The sequence below is a fragment of the Bradyrhizobium jicamae genome, from assembly GCF_018130215.1.
In the GTDB taxonomy this organism is placed as follows: Bacteria; Pseudomonadota; Alphaproteobacteria; order Rhizobiales; family Xanthobacteraceae; genus Bradyrhizobium; species Bradyrhizobium jicamae_A.
The window spans coordinates 262,584-282,206 of the sequence record NZ_JAFCKQ010000004.1 but is presented as its reverse complement, the minus strand read 5'-3'; the positions used below and the strand labels follow the sequence as shown (position 1 = coordinate 282,206).

At 57.2% G+C, this 19,623-nt stretch carries 19 protein-coding genes and 7 pseudogenes; 7 read left to right on the top strand and 19 right to left on the bottom strand.

Features of this window, described 5'->3' with window-relative positions; translation table 11 throughout:
• The first annotated feature begins 1,393 nt into the window (after positions 1-1,393).
• A complete protein-coding gene (locus tag JQ586_RS08780) occupies positions 1,394-1,663 on the top strand; it encodes a hypothetical protein (protein WP_212394136.1) in 270 nt (89 codons plus the stop codon).
• A gap of 167 nt (positions 1,664-1,830) precedes the next feature.
• Here the strand turns inward: JQ586_RS08780 and JQ586_RS40450 are convergent, their stop codons facing one another.
• Positions 1,831-2,163: a hypothetical protein gene (locus JQ586_RS40450; RefSeq protein WP_249147408.1), complete on the bottom strand. Its 333-nt coding sequence runs from the start codon at positions 2,161-2,163 to the stop codon at positions 1,831-1,833.
• Between the two features lie 208 nt (positions 2,164-2,371).
• On the opposite strand from JQ586_RS40450, the pseudogene JQ586_RS08770 reads away from it, so the two are divergent.
• From JQ586_RS08770 to JQ586_RS41075, 3 pseudogenes are all read left to right on the top strand, one after another.
• Positions 2,372-2,482 (top strand): annotated as a pseudogene (locus tag JQ586_RS08770) (GTP cyclohydrolase I); the annotation flags it as partial.
• A gap of 475 nt (positions 2,483-2,957) precedes the next feature.
• A pseudogene (locus tag JQ586_RS08765) lies at positions 2,958-3,461 on the top strand (CHASE3 domain-containing protein); the annotation flags it as partial.
• 123 nt (positions 3,462-3,584) lie between these two features.
• Positions 3,585-3,909, top strand: a pseudogene (locus JQ586_RS41075) (hybrid sensor histidine kinase/response regulator); the annotation flags it as partial.
• A 179-nt stretch (positions 3,910-4,088) separates the two neighbouring features.
• Here JQ586_RS41075 and JQ586_RS08755 read toward each other — a convergent pair.
• The gene (locus JQ586_RS08755) at positions 4,089-4,304 is read right to left on the bottom strand and encodes a hypothetical protein (RefSeq protein ID WP_212394119.1); all 216 of its coding nucleotides are present in this window, start codon (positions 4,302-4,304) and stop codon (positions 4,089-4,091) included.
• A gap of 947 nt (positions 4,305-5,251) precedes the next feature.
• On the opposite strand from JQ586_RS08755, the gene JQ586_RS08750 reads away from it, so the two are divergent.
• Complete coding sequence (locus JQ586_RS08750; RefSeq protein ID WP_212394118.1) at positions 5,252-5,740, top strand: ferritin-like domain-containing protein; 489 nt, start codon at positions 5,252-5,254, stop codon at positions 5,738-5,740.
• Between the two features lie 705 nt (positions 5,741-6,445).
• Here the strand turns inward: JQ586_RS08750 and greA are convergent.
• The 15 genes and pseudogenes from greA to JQ586_RS40420 form a co-directional block, all read right to left on the bottom strand.
• Positions 6,446-6,942, bottom strand: a pseudogene (greA, locus tag JQ586_RS08745) (transcription elongation factor GreA).
• Positions 6,943-7,440: 498 nt separating this feature from the next.
• A complete protein-coding gene (locus tag JQ586_RS08740; protein WP_212394117.1) occupies positions 7,441-7,956 on the bottom strand; it encodes a hypothetical protein in 516 nt (171 codons plus the stop codon).
• A gap of 85 nt (positions 7,957-8,041) precedes the next feature.
• Positions 8,042-8,539, bottom strand: coding sequence for an Hsp20/alpha crystallin family protein (locus JQ586_RS08735; protein ID WP_212394116.1), 498 nt, complete (start codon positions 8,537-8,539; stop codon positions 8,042-8,044).
• Between the two features lie 82 nt (positions 8,540-8,621).
• Positions 8,622-9,071: an Hsp20 family protein gene (locus tag JQ586_RS08730; protein WP_212394134.1), complete on the bottom strand. Its 450-nt coding sequence runs from the start codon at positions 9,069-9,071 to the stop codon at positions 8,622-8,624.
• Between the two features lie 624 nt (positions 9,072-9,695).
• Positions 9,696-10,094, bottom strand: coding sequence for an Hsp20/alpha crystallin family protein (locus tag JQ586_RS08725; protein ID WP_212394115.1), 399 nt, complete (start codon positions 10,092-10,094; stop codon positions 9,696-9,698).
• Between the two features lie 12 nt (positions 10,095-10,106).
• Positions 10,107-10,532: an Hsp20/alpha crystallin family protein gene (locus JQ586_RS08720; RefSeq protein WP_212394114.1), complete on the bottom strand. Its 426-nt coding sequence runs from the start codon at positions 10,530-10,532 to the stop codon at positions 10,107-10,109.
• A pseudogene (locus JQ586_RS41495) lies at positions 10,522-10,826 on the bottom strand (hypothetical protein); the annotation flags it as partial. The pseudogene JQ586_RS41495 and the gene JQ586_RS08720, both read right to left, overlap by 11 nt.
• Before the next feature lie 609 nt (positions 10,827-11,435).
• On the bottom strand, positions 11,436-11,645 hold the full coding sequence (locus JQ586_RS08715) for a hypothetical protein (protein ID WP_212394113.1): 210 nt from the start codon (positions 11,643-11,645) through the stop codon (positions 11,436-11,438).
• Between the two features lie 286 nt (positions 11,646-11,931).
• The gene (locus tag JQ586_RS08710; RefSeq protein WP_212394112.1) at positions 11,932-13,020 is read right to left on the bottom strand and encodes an HWE histidine kinase domain-containing protein; all 1,089 of its coding nucleotides are present in this window, start codon (positions 13,018-13,020) and stop codon (positions 11,932-11,934) included.
• Between the two features lie 116 nt (positions 13,021-13,136).
• The gene (locus tag JQ586_RS08705; RefSeq protein ID WP_212394111.1) at positions 13,137-13,553 is read right to left on the bottom strand and encodes a hypothetical protein; all 417 of its coding nucleotides are present in this window, start codon (positions 13,551-13,553) and stop codon (positions 13,137-13,139) included.
• A gap of 12 nt (positions 13,554-13,565) precedes the next feature.
• Positions 13,566-13,745 carry a hypothetical protein gene (locus JQ586_RS08700; protein WP_212394110.1) on the bottom strand — a complete coding sequence of 60 codons (180 nt, stop codon included), beginning with the start codon at positions 13,743-13,745 and terminating at the stop codon, positions 13,566-13,568.
• Between the two features lie 191 nt (positions 13,746-13,936).
• Positions 13,937-14,728 carry an ATP-binding protein gene (locus JQ586_RS40435; protein ID WP_249147407.1) on the bottom strand — a complete coding sequence of 264 codons (792 nt, stop codon included), beginning with the start codon at positions 14,726-14,728 and terminating at the stop codon, positions 13,937-13,939.
• Position 14,729: 1 nt separating this feature from the next.
• A pseudogene (locus tag JQ586_RS40430) lies at positions 14,730-15,487 on the bottom strand (PAS domain-containing protein); the annotation flags it as partial.
• 96 nt (positions 15,488-15,583) lie between these two features.
• Positions 15,584-16,288, bottom strand: a pseudogene (locus JQ586_RS41490) (PAS domain S-box protein); the annotation flags it as partial.
• Positions 16,258-16,830 (bottom strand): PAS domain-containing protein, encoded by a 573-nt coding sequence (locus tag JQ586_RS40420; RefSeq protein ID WP_249147406.1) that lies wholly within the window; start codon positions 16,828-16,830, stop codon positions 16,258-16,260. The pseudogene JQ586_RS41490 and the gene JQ586_RS40420, both read right to left, overlap by 31 nt.
• Positions 16,831-17,403: 573 nt before the next feature.
• Between JQ586_RS40420 and JQ586_RS08690 the strand changes: the two genes are divergently transcribed.
• Positions 17,404-18,066 carry an HAD family hydrolase gene (locus JQ586_RS08690; RefSeq protein ID WP_212394109.1) on the top strand — a complete coding sequence of 221 codons (663 nt, stop codon included), beginning with the start codon at positions 17,404-17,406 and terminating at the stop codon, positions 18,064-18,066.
• Between the two features lie 123 nt (positions 18,067-18,189).
• Here the strand turns inward: JQ586_RS08690 and JQ586_RS08685 are convergent, their stop codons facing one another.
• Positions 18,190-18,393: a CsbD family protein gene (locus tag JQ586_RS08685; protein ID WP_212394108.1), complete on the bottom strand. Its 204-nt coding sequence runs from the start codon at positions 18,391-18,393 to the stop codon at positions 18,190-18,192.
• A gap of 38 nt (positions 18,394-18,431) precedes the next feature.
• Positions 18,432-18,821 carry a PRC-barrel domain-containing protein gene (locus tag JQ586_RS08680; protein WP_212394107.1) on the bottom strand — a complete coding sequence of 130 codons (390 nt, stop codon included), beginning with the start codon at positions 18,819-18,821 and terminating at the stop codon, positions 18,432-18,434.
• A 409-nt stretch (positions 18,822-19,230) separates the two neighbouring features.
• Here JQ586_RS08680 and JQ586_RS08675 point away from each other — a divergent pair, with 409 nt between their 5' ends.
• Positions 19,231-19,578, top strand: coding sequence for a DUF1810 family protein (locus JQ586_RS08675; protein ID WP_212394106.1), 348 nt, complete (start codon positions 19,231-19,233; stop codon positions 19,576-19,578).
• The last annotated feature ends 45 nt before the right edge of the window (positions 19,579-19,623 follow it).

Sequence of the window (19,623 nt, the reverse complement as noted above, 5' to 3'; positions counted from 1 at the left end):
AAATGGGCCGTGCCTACCCCAAACCCGCCGCCAAACTAGACCGAACTCAAAGAGTCAAAACCTCTGTGACGAGGTACGAGCTCCCAATGGGAAGCCCCCGCCGAGAGATTGGGGTCTGCGGCCATGGCTTTTGGTACTGCCGGAGTTGGGACCGATGGGCTCGGCGAGTCGAAACCCCGTCCGGTCCCCCAGGGCCCCGTGAATAGTGATCGGCTCCTTCAGTCCGATCTCTTTCATCGACTCAGCGATATGCCTCACCTTGTCGTCGCTCAGGGAGCGGCGACCGGGCAGAATTTCAATCGCATTGACGCGCCTCCGCCTGCCGCTGCTCAAGATCACAACGGCTCTTCATGGCTTCGCGCTGCATTCGATCCCTGATCGAACGCTCCGTCTCCGCCGTCATGCCCTCGGCCCAATTGCCCAACACCGCGACTTGCCGCAGCACATGATCATGCTGAAATGGAGGATAGGGGCCTGGTCGCCAAAGTTGTAAAAGACGGTGAAAGCGAGCGCCGCTAGGTAGCGCACACCTCCCGCCTCGCAGCGCCGCCCCCAGCGTGCGCATGCCCGCCTCGAAAAGGTCTCGGAGCGAAGGTAAAAGCGCCCCGTGTCAAGTGCCATCCGGAACTGCTCCCACCCTTGCGTCCATGATTTCTGTGTGTTCCGCCGCTGACGGGACGGGAGGCAGAGCCGACCGGAGCGCCGTCGCGGCGCCGGCTTGATGAGGCCGCTCTTTTGCTTGGTGCGGAGCCGGTAGCTGTCGCCGCGTATGGTCATCACGTGGTGTAGTGCACGAGTCGCCGGGGCGGGTTTTTCTTAGCCGACTAGCGAAGCGAAACTTTAAGCAGGGTCGGGCTCGGGCGTAGTGCGTTGCTGCGCGCCTGGGAGTACATGCTCCCCCACATCAACAACACAGCGGCCAACTAGATCGCCAGCGTCGCACTGGCCAATTGGGGGTTCATTGTTGTTCGATCAGCTCCAGTCAACCGCGTGAATTGAATCCGGAAACGCGCTTCGGTCGGCAGAGTTCCCAAAACCCCGCCGTCTTGCGTGGCGAAAACCAAGAGACAATACCGATTAGAAGTCAGGCACCGTCCTCGAGTGCGGCCACTGGGCCGCAAGCTCTGAAGCCCTCCCGAATCCTCGCTGCCATAAAGCGAGCGTTAAATGATCGGCCCAAAACGGCTTTGGCGGTATCAGACAGGTTGTGTATCGCCTGGCAATCTTCGTTGAGACTGAATGCGAAAAGCGGACACCGTTCTTGTTGCGATCGTGGAACTTTAAGTTTCACCGTGAGTTACTCCTGACCAATTTATAGAGGAGGAATCCATGGGCTTCGGAAGAGGCGCACTATTGTGGTTGCTTGGCGTACCCCTGCCGATCGTACTGCTACTTGCGCTGTTTTGGCATCATTGAGGGCGTTGACATCCTCATCACACTTATTGCGCTGTTGGGCGGGTTCAGCGGCATCGGCGGTGGCCCTTTCTACGGCGAACTCGGTCACACTGTGGTGGGAATAGCGGTATCGGCCGATGAAGCTTTGCAAATGGCCAGAGAGAAAAGGCCAGACATTATTTTAATGAACATTCGTCTCGTCGGTGCTCGCGATGGCATTGCAGCCGCTCGCGAGACTCGTTCTCAATTTGGCAATCAATCTTTGTGACCGCAAATACTGATTCATCCACACTGGCGCGAGCGCAAGCGATAGAGCCAATTGCCGTTCTGGAAAAGCCGCTGACGAAAGAGCGGCTCCGGGCGAAGCTGGCTATCTTAGCGCAGCCGAGAATGACCCGTGGTTGATGTTGGTCGTGCTTTCAGTTGCGCGGCGGCTTAAACGTCTCGCCCATAAAGCCTCCAGAGTTCATACACAACTTGCCAGTCTAGTAGCTTTTGCCGGATGCACCCGTAAGTCCGGCCCGTACCAAGTTTACGAAAGTTCTTCATCGCCCGAAGGTGCGCACCACTCAACACGAAGCGATTCATGCTTGATATGTCCGACCATGCAGTCATCGTGTGGTAAACCCCGTCAACTAGTTTGACCATCACGGCGACGTTGCCGGGCGCGCGCCGGGCCTGCGTAATTGAGGCGATGGTTCGCCACCAAAAGATGGGAAGCTGGGCGAACCCTTTCGGACGAAAGCCCGTCATGGAGACGTAGATCATTGCAACTCCTCATGCTTGCACATGATTGATCAAACGACGCGCGATCAGGAATGGATTGGCTCTGATGGCGAAAGCCCATCAGAGGAACACCGAGAGCAAACCTTTGCTAATTCAATCGACGACCACTGATCCAATCGCCCTTAGGCGTCGTTTCTACAGCTTTGGAGACTGTCCGCTGCAGCAAATAGTCTGATGCCGTCGTTAAAGCCTGCGCCCCCTCGCCCTCGCGGATGTGGAAAAGGCTGTGCGAACCATCTTGAGCTGGATCGGCGAAGACGCTGCGCGAGAGGGCCTGGTCGAAACTCCCGCAAGGGTCGCTTTGCAAAGATTGCTGGACGACACTCGCAAGCGGCATATATGCCGCTCTCGAAGAGAATGGGTCCTGGCCAATTCGATAAGGCGATGGTCGAAGGCTTCAAAGTACCATGCAATGCCGCTCTCCGCGTGATCGCAAGGCGCTTACGCAGCGCGCCGATGTCGCGGATGTCGGCCTTGATAGCTTCAGCCAAAACTTTTTATCAAACGGACGGTCTTATCCCGTTCTTCGGGGTGGCCGGCACGGCGTTCGATGCCGGCGAGATGGAACCACGATGTCGATCGCGACGACGTCGGCGCCGTTGGCTGCCATTTCCATCGCGATCGCGCGACCATGCCTCTCGTCGCGCCGGTTACGACGGCGACCTCGTTAAATTCTACCACGCAGGCGACGGTCGGACGGGAACCGCGCGGGTAACCGTCTGGACAAGATACTCGGACTAAGCCACAAAACTGCGATATTTGGCTAGTGTGGGTCAATGAATAGTCCTTCGACCGTATTCCGGCCACTGTGGCCCCTTGTTTTCGGCTTTGCGCTTCTCTTGATCGCTGTCGTTGCCACAGCATGGAGTTCGAGCAGCAACGAACCTCCCTCGCCGTCCGGACTGCGCTGCAGACCGAAAAACGAATTGAACCGCGTCTCGACGTGGGTGACCGACGCCGAAACAGGCCAGCGCGGATATCTTCTGACGGGACGCGATAGCTATCTCGAGCCTTACATCGCCAAGCGGGACCTGTTGAACGAGATTGACAGCCTCTCTACCCTGATCCGCGGCGAGGGTAGCCCGAACTCCCATGTGTCCACTTTGCGCAACCTGGCGGCGGACACACTCGCGGAACTGGAATCGACGATTTCCGCAAGGCGCACGGGAAAGACCGATGAGGCTCTTGCCATCGTCAATGGCGACAGCGGCTATCGTCTGATGACCGGAATCCGCGACACTATCGCCACCTTGAGGAGCAGGGGGCAGAAAGGATTGGAGGACAGCACCGCCTCCGCGGACAACCTCCGCATCCTTTCGGTAATCGGCCTCGCCATCGCGACCATCCTCGTGCTGATCACGGCCGTCGCTACGGTGCGAGATGGAAGGCGGCGATTGGCGGATCTTGTCGCCACCAACAAGAAACTGGAGGCGGAAACCGTCGAGCGGAAGCAGGCGACCGGTCAGGTCCGTTAGTTGCAGAAGATGGAAGCGGTCGGCCAACTGACTAGCGGCATAGCCCATGACTTCAACAATATGCTCGCGATCGTGATCGGATCGCTCGATGTCGCCAGACGAAGGCTGTCGGGAGCGGAAAACGCTTGATCCGAAGGTTCTCGACATCAACAAGCTCGTCAGCGGCATGTCTCAGCTTCTACGCCGAACCATCGGAGAGCCGGTCGAAATCGAGACCGTTCTCGCCGGCGGTCTGTGGCGGACTTTCGCGGATCCTTTTACAACGGCGTCGCCCGGCGAGACTGCTCCCTTGGCATTTTTCCGGTAGTTCTTGGAGAGCCAACTTGCGGTAAGAAAAGCCGCCGCGCCAATGCTATTAACTCAGCGCAGCGACTATTGTTTATACACCTGTGCGCTGCAGCCCCGTCTCAAACGGGCCCGTCACCGCACGCCTTAGGTTTTGCTGCCATAATCCTTGCTGTGCGCACGACTTGCGCTTTCGCCATGCTCTCTGGCATGCGAGCTGTGCCCCTGCGCAGAATGAGCATGGTGTGAAGCCTTTTCGTGATTGCCGCTCTCGTAGTGCTTGGCTGCTTCGCCGTGGTGTTTCGCGGCTTGCGTATGGTGTTCTGAGGCCTTGCGGTGATGTTCAGCCGCTTCTTTTGACATGTGCTTCTCCCGTTATGTTGCATCCCGCTCGGCGGGACGAAGCTACTACTCTGAAGTTCACGGCATGTTCCTAGCGAGTGGGACGAGCATTGGCGTCCAGCGAACTGAAGGCCCAACTAAACCGCGCAGCTGGACAAAGGCGCCAAGCACCGCTCGCATCTTGCGAAATCTGTTTTGTCGCGGTTTCTCGCCTTCTGGCTCAAAGTACCTATTTTCTGCCTTTAGCTAACGGTGGTTGCCCGGGGTACACAAACTGTCTCTCAAGTGCTATTGAGATAGGGCGAGAGCGACAGCAATCATGGACGCAAGGACAATTCATCTAGTACGAGTGACAACCGATGATCGGACGCATCAACTGTGGGTCGCGGCAACCTCTCGCGAGCAAGCAGTCGATCGTGTCCTGAATGTCATTCCGGAGGGATGGACGGCTCATCTTCTGACGGATTCTCTCATGTTACGGCCCGATGATGCCGTGAATATCCAGCGGGGTGAAGTGGGCGAACTGCGTTCACTTTTGGACACAAGAAGCCGGCTCCAGCAGAATCGACGCGAAAGTCTGCTTCCAAGGTGACGTCAAGCTAGGCCGAAGCTAACGTCGGCCTTCCGATCGTTGCGGCGTTCACCACCTCTACAATCGCACCACGCGGTAATTCTCTTTCGGCTTGGTTCTGAGCCTAAGCCCTCTTTGGTGGCCTTGGGCTGACCTGCCGTGGTTAAGAATTTCGAGATCGTCATCAATCAGGTGTAGCGTTTCTTTGATCCTTACCGTTCTCGTTGCATTCACATACGGTTCGAATCCATCGGATCCTACCCACCTTGTCGGCGCGTTCAACCATACCTCTCCTTTTCCCTCACGCTGTCGCGGTAGGCTCGGCACACAATTAGGAACAACGCTCACAAGCGCTTGTTGGCAGAAAACACGGATTATCTCACACCGGAGTCCTAAAATGTCTGAGAAGGACCTCAACGACCTTTTTGTCGATACGCTGAAAGACATCTACTACGCCGAAAAGCAGATTTATAAGGCCCTGCCGAAAATGGCCAAGGCGGCGGCCTCCGACCAGCTCCGCGCCGCCTTTGAAAAGCATCACGACGAAACCGAAGGCCAAATCGAGCGCCTCGAGCAAATATTCGAACAACTTGGCAAACCGGCGCGCGGCAAGAGATGCGATGCCATCGAGGGCATCCTCGATGAAGGCAAGGAAATCATGGACGAGTACGCCGATACGCAGGCTCTCGATGCGGGGCTTTTGGCGGCGGCTCAAGCCGTCGAGCACTATGAGATATCGCGCTACGGCACGCTAAAAACTTGGGCCAACCAGCTTGGCCACAAGGACGCAATAAAGCTCCTGGACGCGACCCTGGCCGAGGAAAGAAAGACCGATGATGCCTTGAGCAAGCTTGCCCAATCGTCCGTAAATGCCGAGGCCAGTTAAGGGGAGCGGCGTCCTCCGTCTGTGATAAGGACTGGAAGAGGTGCGGATGCCCCTTCGTATTTGATGGCTTCGCAGTCGATCTGGTCGCCGCCCGTCACCCCGCTTGAAAGCATAGACCGAGACTGCTTGTCGGCCGCTGGCCATACAACCAGCGACCAAAGGGTTAGGCGCGCTCCGAAACTCACAATGCATTGAGGATCCGCCGAACTCGCCGGTTAATGTGCTATTGTGGCGAACGAGTAGGGTTTAGAAAGCAGCGCGACGCCCGGATCAAACCGTTTGTGGTGGGCGATCGCGTTTCGGGCATAACCGCTCCTGAACACGAATTTGAGCCCTGCTTTTCGGCGTCTTGCTTCGTCCGCGAGCTACGTTCCGTTCCTACCGCCGAAAAAACCACGTCAGTGAGCAACAATTTGATGTCGGGTCGCATCAATGAGCCGAAGCGCGTTACCGCCGTCCGGTGTCGCGTGACGGGCTTCGTCAGTTCCGCGAGCGCACCAAGCCGTCCCGAACCAGCTGTCGCGACTCTTTGATCGATCTCTTTAAGGGCTAAGCTCAGAGTTGGAGAGGTCGGACACCCCAGTACGATCAACTTCGACGCTCGCGAGGATCATCACCTCCGAGAGTTAGTTCGGCAGCATTCCCTCGCAGGGAGTGCCATTTCCACTGACAATGCCTCGATCCTGTACTCTTTCGATCATACCGTTATCGCTTCTTTTCTCCGCGCTCAAGCCATTCCACCTGCCGGACTGTGTACGTTTTAGCTCCGGCCGGAGCTTCTACAAGAACGGTTGTCCCTTTGGTTTTCCCGATCAAGGCTCTGGCCATGGGGGAGGTCACTGAAATTCTTCCCGCGCTCGCGTCGGCCTCAGGCTCGCCGACGATCTGCCAGATCCGCCTCTCACCGGTGTCCTCGTCGATCAAGGTCACCGTGGCGCCAAACTTGACCGTGCTACCAGAAAGTTTAGATACATCGACGATTTCGGCGCGCGCGAGTTTGTCTTCTAAATCGGCGATACGAGTTTCATTGAGATGTTGCTCCGCCAGAGCAGCCTGTATTCGGAAATTTCGGGTAAATTGGCATCGTCGGAGATCGCGTGCTGAATTCGTTCAACAAGACCGGGTTGCGCGGCTCGGATGCGATGCCTGAGTTCCTCTTCGAAGGCTATATAACCTGCAGCGGTTACAGGCAGTCTTGTCATTGGACGACCGTATCGGTTAGTTTGGGAGACACTTGAATGCGGGGTCGTTCAACGCCCGCCCAAACGCCCCAACCATAGCCGCCGCTTCATGGTCTCCGCGCTCGTCGAGGACCCGGTAGAGAATTTGTATTCTCTCCCAAAATGCGGCCACGACTGATGGATCGCGTTCGCATAGGACTCCTGCGATGCAAAGAGCAAGCGCTTCCGTACCCATCTTGACCTGAGCTAATGAGCCTCCATTCATCCCTATTCCTCCCGGTCCGATTCCAATTGGCCGCAGCCGAATCTCCGACCTGTTTTCGAAGCTTCAGAGACCATGGAAATGTCGACTCCAGTAGCCTATTGAAGACCCGATCGCAGTTCGAGCAGGCGTCAATCAATTTCTCGTTGCTCGGTATCAGGCGGATCAGTTTAAAGCAGCTTCCGACATCGCCGAGTCGTTCCGCACGCATCTGATCCCGCTTAAGCCAACGTGATTGAAGCTGATCCGAGAACTGATCAGCCCTGCAATTCTTTAACGAGCCGTCGCTCGATGAAGCTGCGTTCAACGTCAGTCAATTGTGTGTCGAGGAGCTTGCGATATCGCCGTACGTTTGCCTCACGGCTCCATCGCGAGCAGCCGGCCGTGCGCGACGCCTGTGTCGATCGAAAGCGCCGCGTCGCGGAACAACTGTTAAAGACACGTTGCGGATCCACGAAGCCGAAGCATTCGACCTTGCTTAAGCGCGGCAACCGCATGGCGCCCCCGCGTGGCGACGGATCGCTGTCATCGTCCAGTCGCTTCAACGCGGTTACAATGTCATCGAGAAGAAGTTGGTTCGGGATACCAGGTACCTCTCGAAAAGCCGGCTGGGATTCGACCACATACATGTCCGACGCCCATGACGAGAGGATCACGCGCTTCTCGTCTGTTGACAGCGTGGCGTCGTTCAAGACATCGGCGGGTGAATTGTAGTGGGCTGCCGGGCGAAAAATGGACGTAACGTTGTTTGGCGTATGGTCAACTTGGCTCATGTCGTGTCTCCCATTTGCTCCTTTCGTCCAGAGACGAGTGATATGAATCGGGGAAAGGACGACGGCGATTCGCCGCCCTCGTGGTTCACGTGGCGTTGACGGGGATAGGCCCAGTGTTCTGGGCCGACTGCTCGGCCTTCGGTATCGTCACCGTCAAAACGCCATTCTTAAAGTCTGCCTGGGCCTTGTCTTCCTCGACGTTCTCCAACGGAATCTGGCGTTGGAACGATCCACAGTAGCGCTCGCTGACGAATTTGGATTGGTCGCCGCGCTCGACCCTCTTCTCCCCGCGGATCGAAAGAACGCCGTTGGCGATTTCGACCTGAACGTCCTTTTCCGACAGTCCCGGAAGTTCGGCGGAAACCGTCACAGCCTTCTCGGTCTCGCTGAGTTCGAGTCTTGGCCAGGCGAATTGCCCCTCCATCATTGGGCTGCCAAACCGGCTAAACGAACCGAATCCGCGAAAGGCGTCATCGAAGAGGCGGTTCATCTCGCGGTGAAGCGTGAGGAGCGGATCGAAGGCCTCCCGCCCGGTCGAAAGCTGCTGGCTTCTGGTCCACGGGACAAAATCACGAAATCCCATGATATCCTCCCTGATATGAAGCTGGTCGGCACGCGGACGGCTGGCAGTCCGCGTGCGAGGTTTGATCAGTGGTACAGGCGATCTACGCGGCCTTCTGCGTGATCTGCCCGGCGGAAGCGACAGCGCCGATTGCGATGCGCCGGGGCTTCATGGCCTCGGGGATTTCTCGGATGAGTTCGACCCGAAGCAAGCCATTGTCGAACGACGCGACCTTTACCTGGACGTAATCGGCAAGGCTGAACTGTCGCTTGAATGGCCGAGCGGAGATCCCCTGGTAGAGATAGTCGCGCTGATCCTTGTTGCTTTTGCGCCCTTCCACAGTCAGCACGTTCTGCTCGGCGGTCAAGGCGATCTCGTCCGGCGCGAACCCGGCCAACGCCAGGGAGATCTGGTAGCGATCTTCGCCAAGCCGCTCGATGTTGTAGGGCGGGTAGTTGTCCTCGGTCCGATGCTGCGATTCGTCGAGGAGATCGAAAAGGCGATCGAAGCCAATGGTCGAACGCCACAGGGGAGCATAGTCGTAAGTCCTCATAGCCAGGTCCTCCTGAGAGCAAGATGGATACGAAGGAGCGCAAGACACCTGTCCGGCGCCCTGTTCATGCCGGACCCAAAGCTGGCGCCCGGCACCGCCCGCAAGCGGCAAAAATCGACTTAGAAGAACCGAAATCAATTTCAAGGGCTCTCGTGAAAAATTTTCGCGCAATCTTCCTCGGTTAATTTTCGGTTGCTCCTCTTAAAAGCAGGCTTTCCAGCGATGTCTGCGCGGCGTCAATCAGCTGTGTCAGCCGATGCCGCTCCTCGGCCGGCAAATTCTTATTTTGGAGCAACCTTCGGCAGTGCACAATGACGCGCCGTTCGCTCTCGACCAAGAATTGCTGGACCTCGTCGGCTGCGCCCAGGCCGTTTCCTTTATAAGGCGATGGGAGACCTGATCTGGTTTCTGCTTCCGACATGTGATTAGTTGGTCAACGAAAATTCCACTCTTCTTCAGGAAGCGCAGTGCACGGTTCGCCACAAGAAAGGTGCCGGCGTCCTTTTCTTGCAATTACAACTAGGGCTCATGGCGTGACGCTAATCCCAGCTGGCGGCCGACGCCTCATTGATCAGGCATTGATTTGCCGGAGCTTCGAGACCAGCGTCACAGCCGAGACCACGGCTAAGACACGTCGATTCTGCGTGGCTTGGCCAGTTCCGCTTTGGGCAGCACAATCGTGACCACGCCGTCTTTCATCTGAGCACTGATCTTGCTCTGGTCGATTTTGTTGGAAACCTCGAAGCTGCGAGCGTAGTGGCCCACAATGTACTCGGTATAGACGGGCTGCATCCCCTCATACTTCGCGAAGTCGATCCGACCTTCAATCGTCACGACGTCGTCCTCAACGCGCGCCTCGAGGCTGCTGCGGTCGACGCCCGGCATTTCAAGCGCGACGGTCAGCTCTTCGGGTGTTTCGAAAATATCCGTCACCGGCACAAACACCCGTCCGGGCGTCGTGCCCTCGGTTTTCTTCTCGACTTCGCGCTTCTGCTGTACCTGAAGCTCCTGTGATTCTGGCATGGCACTAGCTCCTCAGCTGATCTTGATCGCGCGCGGCTTGTCGGCCTCTGCGCGCGGTATGAACAATGCAAGTATGCCATCGCGATATTCGGCCTTGATGCGATCAGGTTCAATTCGAATCGGGACCGATAACGTTCGGTCAAACACACCGGAGACGCGCTCGCGACGATGGACACTGGCCTGCTCCCCATAGGCGATTATCTTCTTGCCCCTGATGCGAATGGTATTCTCCTTCGCCTCAATCTCCAGGTCGCTCTTTTCTATACCCGGAAGCTCGACAATTGCGACGAAGTCGTCGCCCTTCTGGAATATGTTAATCGGTGGGAAGCTGCCGCTCGCAGCCGTCCCGCGTCCCATCCAATCGCTTGCGATACGTGCGTCGAGAGCACGCTGCAGCGTCGATAACGCTTCAAAGGGGTCACTGAATCTAACAAACATCGGTTTCCTCCATAGGTTGCAAGAAGAAAGCATCAATGACCGTCAGCTTGTCGACGGCCCTTAGGCCGCCGTATTCGATGATCCTAAGCAGGTGGCTGTCCTTCATACTCAGAGGTGTTGGCCTTCGATTTTCACTACAGTTCCCTACCATTTGCCAAACAGGACGCGATCACCGGCCTTCACGTCGAGCAGGACAAGTTGACCTTGCTCACTTCACGCTCCTGGACCCGCGGCGAATATCTCGCCATCTCGCGGGCTCTCCTTTGCCGCGTAAGGAATGATGCCGCCGTTCTTGGGCGCGAAGGGGCGCATAAGCTGCGGCCGGACGATGGACAATGCCCGCACATCCTCCTTGACAGTCTAGCGATGTCGTTTCTCCGGAGCTGGTAACTAGGCCTCCGGGCGAAAATCGACCTAAGAACAGCGGAAATCTGGTTCAAGAGGTGCGACGAACTTTTTTTGTCACTCGCAGCAGGACACTGCCAGTATGGACCTTTGAACGCCGCACCATTCATTGCGCGGGGTCCGGCTGTCCAATTCCACTTTCGTTAGCACCGCACTTTCACGGGACAAGCAACACGCGATAAAAAGGGCGGCCAACTGAGCCGTCAGCATACAGGTCTGGTCCTATCTTTCAGCATTCGGTTGATGAGCATTTCGGCACGTCGCTTTGCGAGCTCTGGCAACCGAGTTCGTACGGTGTTGCGGGTCGATTTGCCGTCAACCTGAATAATGATCTCGAATAGATCGTCGTAGCGGCGTGTCACCCGGAACGTCACGCCTCTATGGATAAATGTCTCGGACATAGGCAAATTTCTGGCAATCAACGCGTGCTCGATGCAACCGGGTGACAGGGAGGTGTTCCCTTCCGGCAATGGGCTTCATGCGAGCGACAGGCTTGATCTAGATCGGCGTTCTTGAACCGTGCGGCGACATGAGCCATTCCGTCATCCGTGCAGCGGCTTCGTTGTGACGCGCCCTGACGATCAACGCCTCACGTTCGGGGCCGGGTGAAAGTTGCTTCGCCTTCTTAAGTAGCTCCCTAGCTTCATCAGCAAGGCGTATTTCAAGCGCGTTAGAATGCGGCGCGTAGCGGCGCCGTTGGCGTTTCATGGCATTCCCTCCCTCATAGGTTCCTCTGCCCGGAATGAGCACTCCAACCGTCATGTGATCGTAAGGTTCCAGATCCCTATCCCGCTCTGGATGCCTGGATGACCCGCTCGCACGTCGTCGGCTAACGCCTGCCGATAGGCGAACTGCGGCGCTGTGATTTCGCTGGTCGCAAGCCTGGAGATCGGCTCGCATTTCTCGGCTTCAATTCGGGGCTTGTGCGCTTTCATATCTTGCATGAAAGCACCCTTCGACACTGCCCGTGCGACACTCGCAAGGGAGCCCACCTCTATACATCGTTGAATGCGGACAGGCGTAGGTCGCGCGGGGCATTGGCCAACCGAGCATTTGTGGGAGAAGTGTTGCCAATGCCCCCGTCTAGGGTCGAGTTGACCTCGTGAGATGCCTGAATCGAGGCAAGCGAGGCCTGAAGCTCGTATGTAAGACCTTCCGGGCGATAGTCCATATCGACATTCTGGGCAAACCGTTTGGCCATTCCGCTCAAAATAGAACTTCCGAATCCTCTACGTCGCGGGGCCTCCACCGGCGGCCCTCCAACTTCAGTCCACGCGAATTGAAACAGATTATTTCCCTTGCTCGCTTCAATCCGTCCCACAATTGTGACCTGACCTTCCGGCCGCGAAAGCGCGCCGTGCTTCACAGCGTTCGTTGCAAGCTCATGGATGATAAGCGCAAACGTTTGTGCGGCCGGCGTGTTGAGGATCAGGCCACAGCCTACGCAGCTGACCTGATTGGCAAAGCTCATCAATTCTTCCGAAACAATCTGGTCGAGTGGAGCTCCCATCCACCCACTATCCGCGAGCATCGCGTGCGTGCGTGCCAGTGTGGCGAGACGTGTTTCGAGCGCCTGCTTCGCTTCAGAAAGCGTTTGACTCTCCACTATGGTCCGAGACACGATACTCTGCACGACGGCAAACAAATTTCGTGACCTGTGTCGCAATTCTCCAAACAGGAATTGCTGATGTTCGTCGTGCAACAAAATGCTGGCGATCAACCCCGAAATCAACACAACGTTGATGCTACCGAACAAGGCGAACATCAACAGCGTCCACCCGGCTCCGTCCGCGAGAGCAACGCTGAAAGCGGGCGGGAGGAACAAGATTGAGCCCGCGACCACAGAAGCCGCCAATGTCACCATGCCCGGCCAGAAGCCTCCAGCGAGCGCACTACAGAGCACCGCAAGACTGTAAGTCGTAAATGGTGCTGTGGTTAACAATTCGTGGTGCAGTGCTAGCCTCACGAGAGTGGCTACAGCGACTATTCCGATGGCCGACCCATATACCCACGCGGCATTTTTCCGAAAGCGACGAATCCGGCCGAGCAAGTTAGGTTTATCGAATGCGTGTGCAAACAGCACCGGCCGGCTCCATTGAATGCCGTCGAACCACGACTGCAAAGATCTGGGAAAAACGGTGCGCGAGCAGGCTCACTCATCGCGTACTGACAGTATCTTGGCCTTCGCGAACGCGGCGGTCAATCCGCTAAAGTGTCCAAAACGGTCAATTCGCTGGCCGCCTTCTCGAGAAGCCTCCTGATACGCTGATAGCTGCGCATGCCCAAAAGAGAATTGAGCGCCTTCTCGTCGATGTAATAGTGACGCCCCTCTTGATGGACGAGACCCCACGTGCGTAGGCGTTCGAGCCTGCGTAGCACGGTCGTGCGGGGCACGTGCATAAATGCTGCGACTTTGCTGACTGAAAAGGGCTTTTCTTCAAACTGACCGAGAGCTAGGCACAACGCGATGAAAAACGTTTCCAGGCGACTACCAAACGGCTCACTAGCAGGAGCATAGGCACCGTGCAGATTTCTCATGATGTCGATCATCAGGCGACAGAGCACCAACCGTTGTCGCGCCGCTCTGATTCCGCTCCAATTGACGGTCGAGCGCAAGTCCAGATTTCCTTATTTGTTTTCCGGCGGGCTTGGCATCGGCAGTCCGTATCGCTCAGCGCGTTGGGCAGCCAGCTTCCGATAAGCCGCCGCCTGCTTTAGTAGCTCTGCTCTGAATGCGTTGTTTTCCTCAGCGGCGGCAAGTTTTTCGAATTCGACCGCGCGCTCTAAGTACTCAGTGAGCATTTTCATTGTTGTTCGACCGCCCTCCGATTGAGCATCTTCAGCTCGACCTTGTCCACGAGTCTGATCAGATGGGCCGTCAACCGATCAAACGTCGCGCGCTTAACCCTGTCAGTTGCGAGGTCACGGATTAGGACGCGCTCGGCGGCCTCTCGGTAATCGTGCAATATGGGGGCCTCCGATCTTCAGCATAACAAAATTCAATGTTGGAATTTCGGAGTCAAGCCTCTGCTTCGATCGCTTTGAAAGATGAGCAGCTGGCACTGTCTCGCGAGGAGTGCTGCCAAGGGACCCCGGAAAACGGGTTGGGTTGGGCTTTTGGAATTGGAGGCTCTCGGCCTAAAGCTTTGCAACAGGACTAAGTGCCGGTCAGATGTATTTCTCAGATCACGTGCCGAAATGGACGCTTGGACCAGGTTTATCAGCGAAGGCATGGTGTAAGGCTTCGTCAGCCAGCCAAGAGGTGCAAACGGTTCGGCGCGCGCACGCACCTGTTGATCGTCGTGGGCGGTCGCGAAGATGCAGCGCACGGCGAGACCGAGCACAAGTCGCAGGCCCGAAGACGTTTTACGGGCCTCCTCCAAATCGAAACCCGGTCCATCATCCTCCACGTATAGCTCGAAGGAACCACCATGGTCCATCAATCCAACACGAATCCTTCCCCGCGGCGGGTCGGCAATACCGTGCTTCGCAGCGTTTGTGAGGAGCTCATTTAGGATCAAGGCGAGCGGCATCGCGATGTCATTCGAGAGAGTGCCGCTTGCCGGTGATCGATCGATCGAAATGTTCGGCATCATTTGATGGATTGTCTCGACCACGGCAGCCAGGAAGCTTTCGGCGAAGAAACAGGTTGCGTCGGTCGTGCCATAGAGCACGCGCTGGGCCGCGGCCATGGCCGCTGTTCGGCCGCTTGCCTCATCGAGAACCCGCCGCGCATCTTCGCTGCTCGTCCTCCTCGCAGCGGCAAACAGCAAAGATTGCAGCATCTGCATATTGTTTGCGCTCGCTCAAATCGACCAGCATGTTGATGGCGCCGACGATCTTACCTGAGCTATCTCGCAGGGGCGTCGGAAACGGAACGAAAGGCACACGGGTGCCGTCCGGCCGCTCCGCCACCGCTTCCACGCCGCGGATCGGGCGTCCTTCCTTCAGGGCTATTGCCATCGGACATTGTTCGTGCGGCAGAGGGGTGCCATCCGGCTTGTAAAGTTTCCAAGTCACACACCACTCGTCGCTTCCCAAAACCGGTGTTCGGCCAGCGAAGTCCACGGCAAGCTGGTTGAAATAGGTGATCTTTCCGTCCGCATCCGTGGTGTAGATCGCAGCCGGTATGGCCACAAGCAGTTCCTGCAATCGTCGCTCGCTGTCACGAAGGCGAGTCTCGGCAAGCTTCCGCTCGGTGATGTCCCGCGCAATCTTCGAGGCTCCGACGACACGTCCATCGCGGTCCCGGATGGGGGAAATCGTCAGCGAAATGTCGAAGGGGGTCCCATCCTTGCGCTGGCGGATCGTCTCGAAATGATCGACCCGTTGACCGGCCCTGATCTGCGCCAAAATAAACGCGGCTCCTCATCCTGGCGGTCGGGTGGTATGAGAAGCGTAATGGATCTCCCGACCACCTCGCTCGCCTTAAAGCCGAACCGACGCTCCGCACCGTCGTTCCAGGTTTGGATCGTGCCCTCGAGATCCTTGCTGACGATCGCGTCTTCCGACGACTCCACGATGGCGGCAAGCTGTCGCGCATCTTTTTCGGCCACTCTCCGAGCCGTCTCTGCGTCAAGACGAGCCAGACTGAAGCCGAGCAGACGAGCGAGCGTGAGGGCGACATCGAGTTCGGTATCGGCAAAGCTATATGGCGCGCCGTGATAGGCCATGAATTTGCCGCTGAGCCTGCCGCCGTCCATGATCGGAATGAAGGCCGCTGATTGAATGCCTTCGCGAACGATTGCCTGCTTCAGCTCGTCCGGTAAATCGGCACGCGAGACGTCCGATACGCAAATCGGGTGCGGATCGACGTCATCCCGGTTCCACGGAGAATGACCTTCGACAGCCCGGCGATACTCAGCTGACAGACCCCGCCAAGCAACGAACCGCATGGTGCCCGCACGATCAAGCAGCAAGATCGAGGCCCGTTCGCAATCCAAGGCGCGCGTGACGGCGTCAAGCGCGGCTGCATAAATCTGGTTGGCAGACGTGCAATGCTGAAGGCGCTCCGAAAACGCGAATAAGGCGGCCTGCTCTCCCATCCTTTGAGCAAGAGCCATCTCGGCGCGCTTGCGGTTGGTGATGTCGTGCTGCACGCGCACGGCAAATAGGAACTGGCCCGCATCCCGGACGCTTGATGAGGTCACGGATGCCCAGAAGTGACCACCGTCCTTGCGATAGATTCTTTTCTCAACGCTGTAGCAATCAATCTCGCCCGTTAGCTGGCGATCGAACTGAGTGCGGTCGGCAGACACGTCTTCAGGAAGGGTCTCCTGGAAGACCGTTCTCCCGAGAAGCTCGCCGACGGAATAGCCGGTCAGCTGACAAAGCTGCCGGTTGACACGCAATATCCGACCGTCCTGGTCGACCTTGACGATGCCGGCCCCGACGTCGCGGCCAGGCGATCATCCCGAGCCAGCATCCAATCCTGAGGTCGCGCGTCGGGAACTTCCAGCCGCCCACCGTCGACACGTTCATGGAAACAGCCGATAGCACCCGCTGTATTGCCATCCTCGTTGATAATCGGCGCTATGTGGACGACTGCCCAGATGAAGGAGCCGTCCGGTCGCTCAACACGCCCCTCCGCTCCCCTGATGGGAATGCCCGTCCTCAGGACTTCGGCCATCGGCGTCCGTTGGCGTGAGACAGGTCGGTCGGCGAAGTAGAACTTGTACGAACCACAAAAGAGTTCACTGTCGTCGCCAATGCGCGGAGAGCGGCCCCAAAGGTCGGCTGCACGGGAATTGAACCAAAGTATGCGCCCTTGCGCGTCACAGGCGTAAACGGCAAGAGGGAGTTTCTCTATAAAGAAAGCTGAAGGGAGCTGCCAAACCAAAGACGCCAACGACTGAATGTCGTCGGCGCGGAGCGTTCGTTCTTGGATGTTCATACCTCAGCTCCCGCGATCCAAGACTCGCCCCGAAACCAAGCGTCGCTAAGATAGTTCGGCGGCGGACCGCTCGCCGCAAACGTCCTCGAGGAAGAAAAGTTCCACTTGGTTGGATTTGCGAGGTCCGAGAAGACCTTAAGTAAGCCATCACGGATGCGAGGTATCGGCGCGCGCCTAGCGAGCTAGCCCGCATATGGCGGAGTGGGCCTGGATTTCTCAAGCTCGATCGTTCCAATATGCACGGAGCTGCTGAAGCGGGAGCGATATCAGGGTCCCACTCTTCCCGTCATCCACCGGGGCGCAGGCGTCTCGTATGTCGCGACCGCCCGCGCATCTTTCTCGCTGGAACGCCAATTTCTTTGATGCGCCAGATAGACGGCAAAAGCTCTGCCCGAAGCACCGGCTCAAGGCGTGCCAGAGTACTACGACCCCGATAGTTACTGAATTTGGGCGGAGCATGCCGGCCCTGGGGCGTCATGCCCGCGTGGGTCCCGTCGCAAGCTGGTTAGCTGGAACCTGCAGCCCAGAAGCAAGTTCGACAACATGCCTGACCTCTAATTTAGGGAGATTGATTTGCCACGGGCCGCGATCTTCGATCTTGACGGCACCCTGCTGGATTCCATTGATCTACATGCCATCGCGTGGCATGAAGCCATGGTGAGGTTTGGCCATGACGTTAGCTTCGAACAGATCCGAAGCCAAATCGGAAAAGGCGGCGACAACCTCATACCCGTATTCCTGTCCGAGAGTGCGCAGCGAGATCATGGCGAAGAGCTCGACGCCTGGCGGAGCCAGCATTTCAAAGCCAAATACCTACCGCTGATCCGGCCATTTTCCGCGGTGCCGGACCTGCTTCACCGTGCGCGGGACGCCGGCCTCCTGATCGCGATCGCTTCATCCGCCAAGAGAGATGAGCTTGAAAAATATCTTGATATAGCGGCTATCAGAAAGCTGGTCGACGTGACGACTTCGGCCGACGAGGCTCACGAATCGAAACCAGAAACTGACATTTTCGAGATCGCTCTTCAGAAACTTGCGATTACTGGGAGCTGTGCGCTAGCCGTCGGGGATTCCCCTTACGACGCCGAGGCTGCCGGAAAGACAAAGGTCCGTACCATTGGTGTGCTATGCGGCGGCTTCACGGAGAACCTGCTCCGCCAGGCTGGATGTGTGGAGGTCTATCCGGGACCGGTTGCGCTGTTCGCCCGTTTCGAGGAGACTTTTCTAACTAAATAGCATCGCCGCGGCGAACCTGCTCAAAGGAAGGAGGTCCTGCGATGCGGAAGTCGCTCACAGCACCCCCTAAAAAAACAGCCCTCCCGATTCAGGAGGGCTGTTTTCCGCAACACTGCGGTCAGTTCACCATTTTTGCCGGCCGTACCAGTCGTTGACCTCTTTCTTGGCCTGGTCCTTGGCGTAACCGTACCGCTGCTGGAGACGGCCTTCGAGCTGATCCTGCCTGCCGTTGATTACATCCAGATCATCATCAGTCAGCTTGCCCCATTGCTCCTTGACCCTTCCCTTGACCTGCTTCCAATTACCTTCCACGCGGTTCCAATCCATGGTGTCCTCCTCCTACAAAATGCGCAAGCTTGCGCCTCTCACTTCTTCTCCGGCACCCAGGTGGTGCTGGCCTTATCATAGGAAAAGCCGGGAGCGCTCTTCAGGTTCTCCTTCGACTCGTCCAGCGTAAGCCACCACTTGTCGTTCTTCTTCGTGGTCTTTACGGCAGTGATGGGTACGATTACGTCCTTCTCGCCCGCACCCAAAAATCCGCCGACGCCAATCACAAGCCCTGTCACTTGGCCTGATTTGTTGATCAGTACGTCGTCAATGTCGCCGATCTTGCTTTCGTTAGGATCGTAGACGGCCTGCTTGTAGTAGTTAGTCACCGTCCAGCTTTCGCTCGGAGCGGCCGACATGGTTGTGGCCGCATATGAGCTTGTGATGAGGCTGCCTGACAACAAGCACGCGATGATGACTTTCCTCATGCCCTTCTCCTCCAGAGGTTTAAGTTCGGTATGAACTCGATCGTCGAGGAGGGGTTCCTAGGTAGGAAGAGATGGGTTAGCAGGACTTTGCCTGATGACGCTCTAAATGGTGTTTTTTGACCCGCGGAGGAGAATGAAGATCTCGTTGTGTCACTGCTCAGCCTATGTCTGCTCAGCCTATGTCTGCTCACCCCGTCAGCTAACCCTGCAAGTCGATGACCGACCGAGGCGCCTCGAGTGGCGCGCACCCGGCGGCGACGTCGCTGGACCCATCGGCGCGATGGTGGAAGGAGAATGTGAGCCACTGACGTCTTGCCATGGATCCCTTCGATGTCTCCCGTCACGGATGCGATCGCAGAACTCTGGATTTCCAACCACAGCGCGCTGCCTTGAGAGATAAACGGCCACCATGACGCTGCCACGCTGCAAGGAACTTGCAGACATTTCTGCCGGTATTCCGAGGAATGATGCCGGATTGCAGGAAGGCTTTTGCACCAACCTCTTCCACCGCTTCTCCAACGCGTTTTTCGTCGGCAGGGCGACGTGGGCGACCATCACGGCTGAGCTCTACGAGGGCCGCAAAGAGACGCACTGGATTTGGTTTATCTTCTTGCAAATCGAAAAACTCGGCCGCAGTTCAACGGCCAGGAAGCATGCGATCGGGCTGTGGGCCGAGGCAGCTGCCTGTGAAGCTCACCCGACGCTCGGCTCGCGTCTTATGGAGTGCACAGAGCTGGTGCTTGCCATCCGGGCATAACCGCCCGCGGCGAAGACAAAGACGGTCATTACGCGCTTCAACCAT

Excerpts from the sequence above, each read along its gene's own strand:
- JQ586_RS40450 (WP_249147408.1), bottom strand. The coding sequence starts at position 2,163 with ATGATCTACGTCTCCATGACGGGCTTTCGTCCGAAAGGGTTCGCCCAG.
- JQ586_RS08755 (WP_212394119.1), bottom strand. The coding sequence starts at position 4,304 with ATGTCAAAAGAAGCGGCTGAACATCACCGCAAGGCCTCAGAACACCAT.
- JQ586_RS08750 (WP_212394118.1), top strand. The coding sequence starts at position 5,252 with ATGTCTGAGAAGGACCTCAACGACCTTTTTGTCGATACGCTGAAAGAC.
- JQ586_RS08740 (WP_212394117.1), bottom strand. The coding sequence starts at position 7,956 with ATGAGCCAAGTTGACCATACGCCAAACAACGTTACGTCCATTTTTCGC.
- JQ586_RS08735 (WP_212394116.1), bottom strand. The coding sequence starts at position 8,539 with ATGGGATTTCGTGATTTTGTCCCGTGGACCAGAAGCCAGCAGCTTTCG.
- JQ586_RS08730 (WP_212394134.1), bottom strand. The coding sequence starts at position 9,071 with ATGAGGACTTACGACTATGCTCCCCTGTGGCGTTCGACCATTGGCTTC.
- JQ586_RS08725 (WP_212394115.1), bottom strand. The coding sequence starts at position 10,094 with ATGCCAGAATCACAGGAGCTTCAGGTACAGCAGAAGCGCGAAGTCGAG.
- JQ586_RS08720 (WP_212394114.1), bottom strand. The coding sequence starts at position 10,532 with ATGTTTGTTAGATTCAGTGACCCCTTTGAAGCGTTATCGACGCTGCAG.
- JQ586_RS08715 (WP_212394113.1), bottom strand. The coding sequence starts at position 11,645 with ATGAAACGCCAACGGCGCCGCTACGCGCCGCATTCTAACGCGCTTGAA.
- JQ586_RS08700 (WP_212394110.1), bottom strand. The coding sequence starts at position 13,745 with ATGAAAATGCTCACTGAGTACTTAGAGCGCGCGGTCGAATTCGAAAAA.
- JQ586_RS40435 (WP_249147407.1), bottom strand. The coding sequence starts at position 14,728 with ATGCAGATGCTGCAATCTTTGCTGTTTGCCGCTGCGAGGAGGACGAGC.
- JQ586_RS40420 (WP_249147406.1), bottom strand. The coding sequence starts at position 16,830 with ATGAACATCCAAGAACGAACGCTCCGCGCCGACGACATTCAGTCGTTG.
- JQ586_RS08685 (WP_212394108.1), bottom strand. The coding sequence starts at position 18,393 with ATGGATTGGAACCGCGTGGAAGGTAATTGGAAGCAGGTCAAGGGAAGG.
- JQ586_RS08680 (WP_212394107.1), bottom strand. The coding sequence starts at position 18,821 with ATGAGGAAAGTCATCATCGCGTGCTTGTTGTCAGGCAGCCTCATCACA.
- JQ586_RS08675 (WP_212394106.1), top strand. The coding sequence starts at position 19,231 with ATGACGCTGCCACGCTGCAAGGAACTTGCAGACATTTCTGCCGGTATT.